This window comes from Streptomyces luomodiensis, from assembly GCF_031679605.1.
GTDB classification, from domain to species: domain Bacteria; phylum Actinomycetota; class Actinomycetes; order Streptomycetales; family Streptomycetaceae; genus Streptomyces; species Streptomyces luomodiensis.
The window spans coordinates 7,412,256-7,426,503 of sequence record NZ_CP117522.1 but is presented as its reverse complement, the minus strand read 5'-3'; the positions used below and the strand labels follow the sequence as shown (position 1 = coordinate 7,426,503).

Sequence of the window (14,248 nt, the reverse complement as noted above, 5' to 3'; positions counted from 1 at the left end):
GGAACTTCGACATGAGCACTCCCACCGCACTGCCCGGGTCAGGCCGTCGTCCTGCCGGGCCCGGCCCCCAGCCGGCGGAACAGCCCCGCCCGTCCGTGCCGCGCGGCGGCTCGCCGGCCGTCGTGGCGGCCATCGCAGCCGGCATGGTGGTACCGGTACAGGCCCGTCTGAACGGTGAGCTGAGTCATCGCCTCGACGACGGCATCGCCGCGGCGGCGATCAGTTTCTCGGGCGGACTCGTCCTGTTGTCCCTCCTCGCGCTCTTCTCCCCCGGGCTGCGCGGCGCGCTGCGCAGCCTGGCCGGCGCTGCACGGGACGGTCGGCTCCCCCGCCGGTACTTGCTGGCCGGTGTGCTCGGCGGCACGTTCGCCGTGGCCCAGTCCACCGCCGCGCTGGTCACGGGAATCGCCGTGTTCACCGTGTCGGCCATCGCCGGTCAGACCTTCGGCGGTCTGATCGTGGACAGCCGGGGTATCGGCGGCGGCCTGCGGCAGCGACCGGGCGCCGCTCGGCTCACGGGAGCGGCTGTCATCCTGGTGGCCGCGGTCGTGTCCGCCCTGCCCCGTTTCACCGACACCCCGGCCCCGGCCACGATCATCCTGCCGGCCCTCGCCGCCATCGTCGCGGGCTTCCTCCTCGGTGTGCAGCAGGCCCTGAACGGAGCGACGACGGCCGCGTCGGGCTCGCCGCTCGCAGCGACCTGGCTCAACTTCCTTGTCGGTGCGGTCTTCCTCGTCGCGGCCTGGGGGGCGAAAACACTCGTACAGGGGACCGCGGGGGCCCCGCTGCCCACCAGCTTGTGGGTCTACCTCGGTGGTCTGTGCGGCGTGGTGTTCATCGGCGCCTCGGCGTTCCTGGTGCGCCGGATCGGTGTCCTGCTGCTGAGCATGGCCTCTATCGCGGGGCAGCTCGCCGGTTCGATCGCCCTGGACTTCCTCGTCCCTTCGGGCGGCCGGTCCCCCTCCGTCCTCACCATCCTCGGCGCGTCGCTCACGTTCGGCGCCGTCTGGATCGCCTCCCGGCGCCCGCGAGGCACCCCCACGATGTGATCCACGTCCGCGTCCGACCGGACCCGGACCCGGACCCGCCCCACCGTCCCTCCCTCGATGGACGGGCAACACAGAGCCGCCCCCGGCACGAAAGGAACCACAGGTGTCCCAGAACCAGCCGCAGAACCCGCAGAACCCGCAGAACCCGCAGAACAAGGAACGCATCCTGATCAAGGGCGCGTACCTGATGACTCAGGACGACAAGCTCGGCAACTTCGTGGGCGACGTCCTCGTCGCCGACGGCAGGATCCTCGAGATCGGCCGGGACCTCTCCGACGACCGGGCCAGGGTCATCAACGGCACGGGGAACGCCGTGCTGCCCGGTTTCATCGATACCCACCGCCACAACTGGCAGGGAGCGCTGCGCAACCTCGGCCCCGCCTGGACCTACCAGGAGTACCGCAGCCAGGTGCAAATCGGCCTCGGACAGTACTTCGAGCCCCGGGACGTACACGTCGGCAACCTGGCGGCGGACCTGATGTCCCTCGACTCCGGGGTGACCACCGTGCGGGACGAGTCGCACATCAGCAACAGCCCCGAGCACTCGGACGCGGCGATCGCCGCGCACTGGGAGTCGGGCATCCGCGCCGTCTTCGACCACGGCTGGCCGTCCACGGAGGCCGAGCAGTGGCAGTTCGGCAGTGACCGCACCCACCCCGACGACATTCGGCGCATCCGCAACGAGGTGCTCTCCGACGACTCGGCGCGGGTGACCCTCAACGCCATGCTCCGCGGCCCGGAGCTGTCCACCCCCGATGTGTCCGAGCATGACATCCGGCTCGCCCGTGAGCTGGGCCTGCGCATCAGCATGCACGTGGGCCTCGGCGAGTGGGGGGCGGAGCAGCAGGCCGTACGGCAGCTGGAGGAGGCCGGGCTGCTCGCCTCGGACATGACGTTCATCCATCTGTGCACATCGACCGACGAGGAGCTGAGAATGCTGGCCGCACGCGGCGCCACCGCGTCCGTGGCCGGCGCCCTGGAGGTCTTCATGCCGGGCCTGGGTCAGCCGGCCACCAACCGGCTGCTGGCCGCCGGTGTCCGCCCGAGCCTCAGCGTGGACACCGAGACGATCGTGAGCGGTGACATGTTCGGCGTCATGCGGGCGACGCTCGCCTACCAGCAGCTGGTCCTCGCCGGTGCGGCCGGGCCCATGGACCGTGTTCCCGGCCTGCCCACGTTCGACGCCGCCGACCTGCTGTCCTTCGCGACCATCGAGGGCGCACGGGCCGCGGGGATCGACGACCGCACCGGCAGCCTGACCCCGGGCAAGGAAGCCGACCTGATCATGATCCGCCTCGATCACGCCAACATGCTGCCCGCCACGGACATCGGGGCCACGATCGTCGCGGGCGGCCACGCCGGCAATGTCGACCTCGTCGTGGTGGCCGGTGAGGTCCGCAAGGAGAATGGTGTGCTGAAGGGAGGCGACGCCGTCTTCGACGAGGCCGCGGCCTCCCGTGACCGGCTCTTCCACGCCGCCGGTCTGCCGCTCCCGGTCTGAGCCGGCCGCCGTCACCCCGCGTGGGTGGAGAACAGCCCGCCCGTCGGCCCCTGCTTGTCGCCGCCCTGCGCCTTCTTCAGGGCGTTCGCCAGGCCCTCGATGGTGAGCGACTGGAGGATCACCCGTCCATTGCCTTCCAGGGTGGCCAGCGACAGCCCCTCGCCGCCGAAGACCGCGTTCATCAGCCCCTGGCGGTTGAGCCCGCCGATCCGCTCCACGCCGTACCGGATGCCTTCCTCGAAGGCCACGATGCAGCCGGTGTCGACCTCGATCCGGCCGCCGAAATCGGCCGGATTCAGGTCGATGAAGTTGCCCGCACCACAGATGATCACGGTGCCGCGCCCGGTGAACTTCTCCAGGATGAACCCCTCACCGCCGCTGCGCCCGGTCTTCCCGCCCTGGAACGCGATCCCGAACTCCACGGTGGACTCGGCCGCCACGAAGGCGTCCTTCTCCGCGAACCAGGCCCGCGTCCCGTCCAGCTCCAGCGCCCGCATCTCGCCGGGCAGCACCCCCGCGAAGCCGACGGTGCCCTCGCCGCCGGCGGCGGTGAAGTACTGGAACGCCAGCGACTCCCCGGCCAGCGCCCGCTGCCCCACCTGCATGGCGGTGCCCATGGCCTGGCGCAGCATCCCGCCCATGCCGCCGCCCCCGCCGCTGCCGCCGTTGCCCCCGGGCTGACCGCCGCCCGCGCTCGGTCCGGACAGCCGGGTCTCCATCGTCACGTTGGCCGTCTTGAACAGGAACTTCCCGGCCTCGCAGTAGACGGTCTGCCCCGGCTGAAGGGTGCAGACCGCCATCTGCATGGCGTTGCCGACGATCTCTTGCCGCAGGGTCACAGCAGTTCTCCTCGAGGGTCGCGTCAGGTGGTGTCCGGTGGTGTCAGGTGCCGTCACAACCGGACATCCGGGTCAACGTCCGACCCGGACCACCAGGTTCCGTCGCGGCCGGCTGGAGGCGTGGGCCTACGACGTGGCGTGCGCGGCAGGCTTGAGCACCTGCCGGCACCAGGTCCGGAAGCCGGTGGCCGCGATCGTCGCGGTGGCCCAGTCCGCGTCGTAGATACCGCCGTCCTGGGCGGCGAACGTCTCGACGAGGTCCCGCACCATCCGGTCGCCGAGTCCGCGGGAACGCAGCGCCGAGGCGTACTCGTCCACGGTGATGCGGCGGTAGGCGACGGGCATGTCGAGTTCTTCGCTGATCACCTCGGCCATGCCCTCGGGCGTGAGGCGGTCGGGCCCGAACAGGGGCAGGTCGGCCTGCCCGGCCCAGGACAGGTCGGTCAGCAGGCCGGCGGCGGCCTCGGCGATGTCGCGTGTCGCGATCGTGGCCAGTGGCTGGTCGCCGGCGCAGGTCAGGGAGAACGCGTTGTGCCGGCGGATCGCGTCGAGCTGGCCGAGCAGGTTCTCCATGTAGAAGGGCAGGGCCAGCGACCGGTAGGCCGCACCGGACGTGGCCAGGTGCGCGTCCATGGCGAAGGCCGCGGACAGCACGCCGGCCGGGCTCGTCCATCCGTGACCGGCACTGCTCACGGCCACGAGGTGGCCGACGTCGTGGCGGGCCACGGCCGCGGCGCCGGTGCGGGCGAAGGACAGGTAATGCTCCATCGTGCTCGGCGCGGCGGGGTTCGGGGGGACCAGCCAGAACAGGGCGTCGGCTCCGGGCAGCGCCTTGTCGAGCACGGTCGGATCGTCGTGGCGGCCCTCGACGATCTCGACCTGGTCGCGCACGGTCTGGTCAAGGCGCGAGGCATCACGGGTGACGACCCGGACCGCCTTGCCCCCGTCGAGCAGCCGTCGCACGAGTTGACTGCCGATTTGTCCGGTCGGTGTGGTGACGACGATCACGAGAACTCCTCCATAAGATGAACCTGAACTCCGGTTCCGGACGCTAATGCGGGCCCTCCACGCCGTCAACTACCATCAGGAGCCATGACCACCCGGGGCCCCTCGCTGCGTGCCGACGCTCGGCGCAACCGCGAGGCCATCCTCGACGCGGCCAGCGAACTGTTCGCCCGGCGGGGCGAGAGCGTGCAGATGGACGAGATCGCCGAGCGCGCCGGTCTGGGCGTCGGCACCCTGTATCGGCACTTCGCGGACAAGCAGGCCCTGCGGGCCGCGATCATCGGCCGCCGGTTCGAAGCGATGACCAGCCTGGCCCGAAGCGCCGAGCGGATCGAGGACCCGTGGACGGCCTTCGAGACGCTGCTGTACGGATACCTGGAATCCGCGCAGCCCGACGCGGCGTTCCGCTTCGCCTTGCTCGGCCCGCAGGAGCCGAGCTGGGGCGAGATCGACGCCGAGAAGACCGCGTTCGCGGCGATCGTCGAACGCGTCGTGCGGCGCGCCATCGACGCCGGCCACCTACGAACCGACTTCCAGGCCTCCGACTTCGTCCTCATCACCCGCGGGGCGATGGCGAACATGACGGGCGGCGAAGACTGGCGCCGGCACCTGACCCTCCAGCTTGAGGGCGTCCGCGCCACCGACCGCTGAAACGAAGGGCAAGCGTGCGGTCGGCCGGCCCGGCGAGCGGATGGCCGAGTTGGTCGGTTACGTCCGCCGGGGCGGGAGCTGGTCGGTCAGCTCCGCATGGCGTGCGGCGAGCCACCGCGCGCCGTCCTCGGTCGGTGTCCCGTGCAGCCGCAGCCGGGCGATGCCCCCGTCCGGGTGGATGTCGATGCGGACGTGGGTGACCGGCGGGGCCGCGGTGAGCGGGAGGCGGTGGACCGTGTCGGGCTGGAGGCGGGTGCGGGGCAGGAGTTCGGTCCAGCCGGGTGCCGTGGGGTCGGCCGGGTCCGCGCCGGACGTCGCGTCGAGGCCGTACAGCGCCGCCCACCCCGGCGCGTTGCCCTTGTAGCAGCCGGTGTCGATCTCCACGGCGCGGAGGGTCGCCTGGGCGGCGAGGCGGTAGCGGACCCAGTCGTGGCCGGTGTCGCGGCGGCGGCGGGTCTCCCAGCCCTCGTCCATCCGCTGGGAGCGGCCCGGCTGGATGGAGTTGGCGGGCGGGGAGTAGAAGCGGTCGGAGGCGTCCTCGGCGGTGCCGCCGTTCTCCAGGGCCACCAGGTCGAAGGTGCCGAGGGCGGTGAGCCAGGCCGGGTCGGGGGCGACCTCGCCGTGGACGCGGAGGCGGGCGATGCCGCCGTCGGGGTACTGCTTGAGGCGCAGGTGGGTGAAGCGGCGCCGGACCGGGACGGCGAAGCCGTTGGCCGCGTGGCCGCCGATCGGCGTGCGGGGGACGAGTTCGGTCCAGGCGGTGTCGGCGGCGAGGAGTTCCCCGGGGGACGGGGTGCCGTCCACCGCCGTCGCCTCGACGCTCACCGCTCGCGGGTGGTTGCCGCGGAAGTGGGCGGTGTCGACGACGATGCCGTGGACGACCCCGGGCGCGCCGAGGCGGATCAGGGCCCAGTCGTGGTCGTCCTCGGCCGGATGCGGGCTGTCGGCCGTGGCCCCGCGCCGCCGCCGGGTCTCCCAGCCGTCCATGACCTTGCCCTTGTGGCCGAAGGAGTCGGGGTCGAACCGCGGTGCTTCGGGCTTCAGCAGGTTCTCGCGCTCGGCGAAGAACTCGTCGTTGGCCGCGAGCACGCTGCCGCCGAGCCGCCGGTCGGCCAGGTCCACGAGGTGGGTGAAGGGGAAGTCGGCGGTCCGGTAGTCGGCGTACGGATCGCCCCCGCCGTACGGGGCGGCGTCGCCGGTGAAGCGGGGGATCGGCGCGGACGGGTACGCGGTCATCGACGGGGCTGCCTTTCCAGGAGTCGGCCGGTGGGTTCGGTCGGCAGGCCGTGCTCGGCGATCTTCCGGCCGCGCAGCCAGGTGGACCGGACGACGCCGTACAGCGTCCTGCCCGCGTAGGCGGTGACCCGGTTGCGGTGGTGGAGGGCGGCGGGGTCGACGGTGAAGGTCTCGTCCGGGGCGAGGACCGCGAAATCGGCGTCGCGGCCGGCCTCGATGGCGCCCTTACGGTCGAGACCGACGAGCGCGGCGGGGCCGGTGGACATCCAGCGGGCCACGTCCTGGAGGGTGTGGCCGCGCCGCCGGGCCGCCGTCCAGACGGCGGGGAGTCCGAGCTGGAGCGAGGAGATGCCGCCCCAGGCCCGGCCGAAGTCGTCCACTTTGAGGTCGGCCGTACAGGGCGAGTGGTCGGAGACCACGCAGTCGATCTCCCCGGCCGCCAGGCCCGCCCACAGCACGTCCTGGTTGGCGGCCTCCCGGATGGGCGGACAGCATTTGAACTCCGTGGCCCCGTCGGGGACTTCCTCCGCGGTGAGGGTCAGGAAGTGCGGACAGGTCTCCACGGTGACGCGGACGCCCTCGCGCCGCGCGTCGGCGATCAGCGGCAGCGCGTCGGCGGACGACAGGTGCAGGACGTGGACGCGGGCGTCGAGCCGGCGGGCGAGCTCGATGAGGCCCGCGATGGCCTCGTTCTCGGCGGCGCGCGGGCGTGAGGCGAGGAAGTCGGCGTAGCGCGGGCCGGCCGGCGGCGGGGCGCCGTCGATGAGGCGGGGGTCCTCGGCGTGCACGATGAGCAGTCCGCCGAAGCCCGCGATCTCGCGCAGGGCGGCCTCCAGCTGGTCGGGGGCGAGCTGCGGGAACTCGTCCACGCCGGAGGGGAGCAGAAACGCCTTGAAGCCGAGGACGCCCGCGTCGTGCAGCGGCGCCAGGTCCGCGACGTTGCCGGGCACGGCCCCGCCCCAGAAGCCGATGTCGACATGGGCCGAGCGCCGGGCGACGGCCCGTTTGACCTCCAGGGCCCGGACGGTGGTGGTCGGCGGGATGCTGTTGAGCGGCATGTCGACGAGGGTGGTGACGCCGCCGGCCGCGGCGGCGCGGGTCGCGGAGGCGAACCCCTCCCATGCGGTGCGGCCGGGGTCGTTGACATGGACGTGGGTGTCGACGAGGCCGGGGAGGAGGACGTCGTCGCCGAGATCCTCGACCCGTGCGCCGTCCGGGACCGGGGACTCGTACGGCCCGACGGCCACGATGCGGCCGTCGGCGACGGACACCGAGGCCGCGCGTATGCCGTCCGGGGTGACCACCTTGGCCGAGCGCAGCACGAGTTCCACCGGCCGTGCGTCGGACACCGGCACCGACATCCTTCTCACCCCCGCCCTTGTTGATTCCGCTTCCGCGAACCGGAATCAACATTCCGTTGAATGGGATGCATGATTCACGCGGCGGCCGGGCCCGGTCAAGACCGCCCCCCCGGCCGTGACCGGCGCGGACCGCGAGCGCAAGCCCGCTGTGGGGGTCGCCGGGGACCGGTAGGCTGCCCGTGGCCGGTCGGCAGCGGATCGTCACCGTGTGCGGCCGGTGCCGACCGCTGGGAAAGGAACACCGCCGTGCCGTCCGCCGAGTCCAAGACCGCCGCCACCACCGCCGGGTCCGGTGGCGGATCCGGTGGCGTCCAGTCCCTGGAGCGCGCCTTCGATCTGCTGGAACGGATGGCCGACGCCGGGGGCGAGGTCGGACTGAGCGAGCTGTCCACCAGCAGCGGGCTGCCCCTGCCCACCATTCACCGGCTGATGCGCACGCTGGTGGCCTGCGGCTACGTACGCCAGCAGCCCAACCGCCGCTATGCCCTCGGCCCCCGGCTGATCCGGCTCGGCGAGAGCTCCTCCCGGCTGCTGGGCACCTGGGCGCGGCCGTATCTGGCGCGGCTGGTGGAGGAGACCGGCGAGACCGCCAACATGGCGCTGCTGGACGGCGATGAGGTGGTGTACGTCGCGCAGGTGCCCTCGCGCCACTCGATGCGGATGTTCACCGAGGTCGGGCGGCGGGTGCTGCCCCACACCACGGGCGTCGGCAAGGCACTGCTGGCGGGCACGCCCCCCGAGGAGGTGCGCGCCCTCCTGTCCCGTACCGGCATGCCCGCGGCGACCAAGAAGACGATCACCTCGCCGGACGAGTTCCTCGACGCCCTGCGGCAGGTCCGCGAAGTGGGCTACGCGGTGGACGACAACGAGCAGGAGATGGGCGTGCGCTGCCTCGCGGTCCCGGTGCCCGACTCCCCCGCCCCGGCGGCCATCTCCATCTCGGGCCCGGCGGGCCGGGTGACGGACGAGGCCACGGAGGAGATCGTGCCGATCCTCAAGGAGGTCGCGTCCGAGTTGTCGAAGGCGCTGGCCAGCACAGGATCCGCCTGACGGCGGAGGGGACCACTTGACCGCACCGCCACGCGGCCGACTCCGCTACGCGGCCAGCTCCGCCGCAGGTCGGCTCCGCCACGCGGCCGACTCCCCCGCTCGGCCGACTCCCCCGCTCAGCCAGCCCCGCCGCTCGGCCACGCCGCCGCTCAGCTCGGCCGGGTGCGGCCCTCGCGGCGAGCGCGGACGCGAACGCGACGAGCGCGGACGCGACGAGCGCGGGGCCGACGGGCGCGGGCGCAGCGAGCGCGGGGGCGGCGAGCGCGGGCGCAGCGAGCGCGGCGCGGCAAGCACGGCGCGGCAAGCACGGCGCGGCAAGCACGGCGCGGCAAGCACGGCGCGGCAAGCACGGCGCGGCAAGCACGGGGCGGCGAGCACGGGGCGGATGCGACGGGGGCGGACGCGGGCACAGTGGGCGCGGGGTACGCCGAACGCGAGACACGGCGGGCACGATCCACAGCCAACGCGAGCCACGGCCAACGCGAGCCACGACGAACGCGCGGCGAAGCGCGGGGCACACCGAGCACAAGCCACGGCCAACGCGGGGCACAGCGAGCACGAGGACAGACAACGCGAGGCACGGCGAGCACAAGCCACGACGAACGCGAGCCACGACGAGCACGAGACACGGCCAACGCGCGGTCGAGTGAGGCGTCAGACCGCCTGGCGGCGCTGCCGGTCGACCTGGACGTCGCACTCGACGCACGCACCCGCCGTCATCACGCCGCACGCGCCCATCCCGCCGCCATCAAGTCGTACTGACACCCCAACGTCCCGCCACCCGGCGGACGCCGGGACACCGGGACACCGGGCGCCGAACGGCGGACGGCGGACGGCGGACGGCGGACACACGGAAGCGGCTGGCGGCGAACGGCTGGCGGCACCCGGTGGTGAACGCCCGGAAGCGGACACCTGGCCGCAGACGGCGAACGGCCGACGGCGGACGCCCGGCGGACGGCGCACGACGACCAACGCACGGCGGCAGACGGCTGGCGGCCGCCGCCCGGCGTGCGGACGCCCGGCGGCCGACGGCAAACGCCCGACGACCAACGCCCGGCGGCCGCCGCCCAGCGCCCGACGGCAGACGCCCAGCGGCCGACGGCCGACCGCTGGGGCCTGGTGGCCAGGCCCCAGCCGGCCCGCCGCCGTGAGGCGCCGAAGGCGCCTAGGCTCACCGGTGCGTTCAGTCCCTCCCCAGGCCTGTTCGCGGGACGCTGCCGAACTGGTCGATCGCCGCGTGAACGCCCGTCAGGGCGGGGCCCAGGGCGCTGACCGAGCCCAGGGCGCCCGCGATGAGGAGCAGTGAGCGGCGGAGGCGGTGCAGCTCCGGGGCGCCGGTGCGGGCCATGGCGTCCAGCGCCGCCAGTTCGTCGTCCGCGATCGCCCGGTCCGGTAATTCGGCGGGGTGGGCGGCCAGGTCACGCCTCAGCCGGGCCACGGCACGGCGCAGCTCCGCCGCCCTCGGATCGTCATCGGCGCCCGCCACTCGCCCGGCTTCCACGACTGCGGCACCCTCCATTGGCAAGGCGCCGGGTTCGCCCCAGAGCCTCGCGCCCTCGTCGGACGACTCGGACAACACTGTCCTGCTCCCCCTCGCGCACTCTCGCACGAGCCTGCCCCCTCTCCCCACGGCCGCCTCGCCCGGCTTCATAGTGGTTCACGTCATCCGGGCACAAGGGGCCGCGGATCAGTTAACGCCACTCAGCGCGCGACGCGCTATACGGAGAGCGAAAATCAGACCGGCTGGGATGAAGCCCCCGCGCCGCCCCGCTGTGCGGTAAGCAGGGCCCATGGAACGCACATCGGAGGACAACGCGCTGGTCGCCGGGATCGTGTTGGCGGCCGGCGGCGGGCGGCGGCTGGGCGGGCGGCCCAAGGCCCTGCTGACGCATCGGGGACGGCCGCTGGTGGAGCACGCGGCGCACGCGCTGCGGGAGGGCGGCTGCGCCCCGGTGCACATCGTGCTGGGCGCCGCGGCCGGGACCGTACGGGCGCGGGCCCGGCTGTCCGGGTGCGTCCTGGTCGACAACCCCGACTGGGAGCAGGGCATGGGGTCCTCGCTGCGGGCCGGGCTCGGCTCGCTGGCCGGTACGGGGGCGCGGGCGGCGCTGGTCACGCTGGTGGACCAGCCGGGTATCGGGGCCGAGGCCGTGGCGCGGGTGGTGGCCGCGTACCGCTCGCCGTCGACCCTGGCGGCCGCCGCGTACGGCGGGGAGCGGGGGCATCCGGTGCTGTTCGGCGCGGACCGGTGGGCCGACATCACGGCGAGTGCGGTGGGCGACCGGGGGGCACGCGCCTATCTGCGGGCCCATCAGTCCGCGATCACGCTCGTCGACTGCTCGGACATCGCCCGTACGGATGACATCGACACCCCCGAGGACTTGGCGCTGCTGGAGTGAGGGGACACGGGACGAGACGTTCCCCGCATCATTGATCTTCCACCATAAGAAAATTAGTATCCGCGACACAGAAGCATCGCGTGTGTTCCGCCGTGCCTCGTCTAAGGAGTGACAGCCCATGTCCGCAGCAGCGCCGTCCCCGGTGGCCGTCGTCGACGCCGAGCCGCTGGAGCGTCAGGGGGAGGTGCTGACCGACGCGGCCCTGACCTTCCTGGCCGAGCTCCACCACCGCTTCACCCCCCGCCGCGACGAGCTGCTGGCGCGCCGCGCGGAACGCCGCGCCAAGATCGCCCGCACCAGCAGCCTGGACTTCCTGCCGGAGACCGCCCACATCCGCGACGACCCCGACTGGCGCGTCGCCCCGGCCCCGCCCGCGCTCGAGGACCGCCGGGTGGAGATCACCGGCCCCACCGACCGCAAGATGACCATCAACGCCCTCAACTCGGGCGCCAAGGTCTGGCTCGCCGATTTCGAGGACGCCTCCGCCCCCACCTGGGCGAATGTGATCGGCGGTCAGCTCAATCTGATCGACGCCTATGAGCGCCGGATCGACTTCACCTCCCCCGAGGGCAAGAGCTACGCACTGCGGCCCGCCGAGGAACTGGCCACCGTCGTCACCCGGCCGCGCGGCTGGCACCTCGACGAGCGCCATCTGCGGGCCGCCGACGGCCGCGCCGTCCCCGGTGCCCTCGTCGACTTCGGGCTGTACTTCTTCCACAACGCCCGCCGTCTGCTCACCCTGGGCAAGGGGCCGTACTTCTACCTCCCCAAGACCGAGTCGCATCTGGAGGCCCGCCTCTGGAACGACGTCTTCGTCTTCGCACAGGACTACCTCGGGATTCCGCAAGGGACGATCCGCGCCACCGTTCTCATCGAGACGATCACGGCGGCGTACGAAATGGACGAGATCCTCTACGAGCTCCGCGACCACGCCTCCGGGCTCAACGCGGGCCGCTGGGACTACCTCTTCTCCATCGTCAAGAACTTCCGCGACGCCGGCCCCGGTTTCGTCCTGCCCGACCGCAACGCGGTCACGATGACCGCCCCGTTCATGCGCGCCTACACCGAACTGCTGGTGCGCACCTGCCACCGGCGCGGCGCGCACGCGATCGGCGGCATGGCGGCCTTCATCCCCTCGCGCCGCGACCCCGAGGTCAACGCCGTCGCGTTCGACAAGGTCAGGGCCGACAAGGACCGGGAGGCGCAGGACGGTTTCGACGGCTCCTGGGTCGCCCACCCCGATCTGGTCCCGGTCGCCCGCGCCTCCTTCGACGCGGTCCTCGGCGACCGGCCGCACCAGAAGGACCGGCTGCGCGAGGACGTCCGGGTCACGGCCGCCGAGCTGATCGACATCGCGTCGCTCGACGCCAAGCCCACCCAGCACGGCCTGCGCAACGCGGTACAGGTCGGCATCCGCTACATCGAGGCGTGGCTGCGCGGCCTCGGCGCCGTCGCGATCTTCAACCTGATGGAGGACGCGGCCACCGCCGAGATCTCCCGCTCCCAGATCTGGCAGTGGGTCAACACCGGGGTCACCTTCGAGAACGGCGAGCGGGCCACCGCCGATCTCGTCGTCAAGGTCGCCGCCGAGGAGCTGGCGGCGATCCGCGAGGAGATCGGCGAGGACGCCTTCGGCGCGGGCCGGTGGAGCCAGGCGCACGATCTGCTGCTGCGGGTCGCGCTGGACGAGGACTACGCCGAGTTCCTGACCCTGCCCGCGTACGAGCTGCTGGACTGAGCGGCGCCGGACGACACCGTCCGTATCGCGGCGACGTTCAGCCGTCCGCCGCGATACGGGCGAGGCGTCGCGCCTGGGCGCGCGCCTCGCGGGCGATCTCGTCCTCGTCCACGGTGCGCAGCCGGCCCGACTCCACCACCGGAACCCCGCCCACCAGCGACAGCGTCACCGGGGCCGGGGCGCCGAGGACGAGGGCCGCGACCGGGTCGGCGATCGAGGAGTGGCCCAGCCCGTCCAGCTTCCACAGCACCAGATCGGCCAGTTTGCCCGGCTCCAGCGAGCCGATCTGGTCCTGGCGGCCGAGCACCCGCGCACCGCCGTGGGTGCCGAGACGCAGCGCCTGGCGGGCGGTCAGCGCCTTCTCGCGGTGCGCGCCGAGCCGGTTGACCAGCAGCGCGTTGCGCAGTTCGGTGTGCAGCTCACCGGATTCGTTGGAGGCGGTGCCGTCCACGCCGAGGCCCACCGGTACGCCCGCGGCGAGCAGATCGGGGACGCGGGCGATCCCGGCGCCGAGCCGGGCGTTGGACGAGGGGCAGTGGGCCACGCCGGTGCCGGTCCGGGCGAACGCCTGGATGTCGGTGTCGCTCATATGGACGCAGTGGGCCATCCACACGTCCTCGCCCAGCCAGCCGGTCGACGCGAAGTAGTCGGTCGGCCCCATCCCGAACCGCTCCTGGCAGAACTTCTCCTCCTCCACCGTCTCCGAGCCGTGGGTGTGCAGCCGGACGCCCTTGCGGCGGGCCAGCGCCGCGGCCTCGCGGAGCAGTTCGGTGGAGACCGAGAAGGGCGAGCAGGGCGCGACCGCGATCTGGAGCATCGCGCCGAAGCCCGGGTCGTGGTGGGTGTCGATGGCCTCCTCGGTGGCGGCCAGCGCCTCCTCGGTGGACTCCACGGCGAAGTCCGGCGGCAGCCCGCCGGCGGAGGTGCCCAGGTCCATGGAGCCGCGGGCGGCGGTGAAGCGCACCCGAAGTTCGCGCGCCGCGCGGATCTCGGCGCCCAGCAGATCGCCGCCGCCGCGCGGAAAGACGTAGTGGTGGTCCATGGCGGTGGTGACCCCGCCGCGCACCATCATCGCGAGCGAGCCGCGCGCCGCCGCGTGGACCATCGGCTCGTCGATCCGCGCCCAGGCGGGGTAGAGCGCGACCAGCCAGTCGAAGAGGTTGCTGTCCTGGGCCAGACCGCGGGTGAGCCACTGGTAGAAGTGGTGATGGGTGTTGACCAGGCCCGGGGTGACCAGATGCCCGGTGCCGTCGATGCGGCGGACGACGCCCTCAAGCCCCTGGGGCGCGCGCCCCTCGCCCACCGATTCGACGCGGTCGCCCGCGACGACGACATGGCCGCTGGCGTACTCGGTGTCCTTCGCGTCCACGGTCGCGACGGCACAGTTCTCGATGACGATGCGGTTCACGGCGCGTGGCC

Annotated in this window: 12 protein-coding genes; 6 read left to right on the top strand and 6 right to left on the bottom strand. The window is 72.9% G+C overall.

What is annotated here, in order from left to right; all coding sequences use genetic code 11:
- The first annotated feature begins 11 nt into the window (after nt 1-11).
- Both PS467_RS31350 and PS467_RS31345 read left to right on the top strand, forming a co-directional pair.
- Nucleotides 12-1,049: a DMT family transporter gene (locus PS467_RS31350; protein ID WP_311038027.1), complete on the top strand. Its 1,038-nt coding sequence runs from the start codon at nt 12-14 to the stop codon at nt 1,047-1,049.
- A gap of 103 nt (nt 1,050-1,152) precedes the next feature.
- On the top strand, nt 1,153-2,550 hold the full coding sequence (locus PS467_RS31345) for an amidohydrolase family protein (RefSeq protein ID WP_311038026.1): 1,398 nt from the start codon (nt 1,153-1,155) through the stop codon (nt 2,548-2,550).
- Between the two features lie 11 nt (nt 2,551-2,561).
- Here the strand turns inward: PS467_RS31345 and PS467_RS31340 are convergent, their stop codons facing one another.
- Both PS467_RS31340 and PS467_RS31335 read right to left on the bottom strand, forming a co-directional pair.
- Entirely contained in the window at nt 2,562-3,389 is an 828-nt protein-coding gene (locus PS467_RS31340; protein ID WP_311038025.1) for an AIM24 family protein, read from the bottom strand.
- Between the two features lie 126 nt (nt 3,390-3,515).
- Nucleotides 3,516-4,397 (bottom strand): NAD(P)H-binding protein, encoded by an 882-nt coding sequence (locus PS467_RS31335; protein WP_311038024.1) that lies wholly within the window; start codon nt 4,395-4,397, stop codon nt 3,516-3,518.
- Nucleotides 4,398-4,481: 84 nt separating this feature from the next.
- Here PS467_RS31335 and PS467_RS31330 point away from each other — a divergent pair, with 84 nt between their 5' ends.
- Nucleotides 4,482-5,045 (top strand): TetR/AcrR family transcriptional regulator, encoded by a 564-nt coding sequence (locus tag PS467_RS31330; protein WP_311038023.1) that lies wholly within the window; start codon nt 4,482-4,484, stop codon nt 5,043-5,045.
- A 57-nt stretch (nt 5,046-5,102) separates the two neighbouring features.
- Here the strand turns inward: PS467_RS31330 and alc are convergent, their stop codons facing one another.
- Nucleotides 5,103-6,281, bottom strand: a complete 1,179-nt coding sequence (gene alc, locus PS467_RS31325; RefSeq protein ID WP_311038022.1) for an allantoicase — start codon at nt 6,279-6,281, stop codon at nt 5,103-5,105.
- Complete coding sequence (allB, locus tag PS467_RS31320; protein WP_311038021.1) at nt 6,278-7,630, bottom strand: allantoinase AllB; 1,353 nt, start codon at nt 7,628-7,630, stop codon at nt 6,278-6,280. The genes alc and allB overlap by 4 nt, the downstream gene beginning before the upstream one ends.
- Before the next feature lie 258 nt (nt 7,631-7,888).
- Here allB and PS467_RS31315 point away from each other — a divergent pair, with 258 nt between their 5' ends.
- A complete protein-coding gene (locus tag PS467_RS31315; RefSeq protein WP_268975033.1) occupies nt 7,889-8,692 on the top strand; it encodes an IclR family transcriptional regulator in 804 nt (267 codons plus the stop codon).
- Between the two features lie 1,183 nt (nt 8,693-9,875).
- Here the strand turns inward: PS467_RS31315 and PS467_RS31310 are convergent.
- A complete protein-coding gene (locus tag PS467_RS31310) occupies nt 9,876-10,211 on the bottom strand; it encodes a DUF5955 family protein (protein WP_268977166.1) in 336 nt (111 codons plus the stop codon).
- Nucleotides 10,212-10,482: 271 nt separating this feature from the next.
- Between PS467_RS31310 and PS467_RS31305 the strand changes: the two genes are divergently transcribed.
- Nucleotides 10,483-11,091: a nucleotidyltransferase family protein gene (locus PS467_RS31305; protein ID WP_311038020.1), complete on the top strand. Its 609-nt coding sequence runs from the start codon at nt 10,483-10,485 to the stop codon at nt 11,089-11,091.
- A 118-nt stretch (nt 11,092-11,209) separates the two neighbouring features.
- Entirely contained in the window at nt 11,210-12,829 is a 1,620-nt protein-coding gene (gene aceB / locus PS467_RS31300; RefSeq protein ID WP_311038019.1) for a malate synthase A, read from the top strand.
- Between the two features lie 37 nt (nt 12,830-12,866).
- Here the strand turns inward: aceB and PS467_RS31295 are convergent, their stop codons facing one another.
- Entirely contained in the window at nt 12,867-14,237 is a 1,371-nt protein-coding gene (locus PS467_RS31295; RefSeq protein ID WP_311038018.1) for an 8-oxoguanine deaminase, read from the bottom strand.
- Nucleotides 14,238-14,248: the final 11 nt, after the last annotated feature.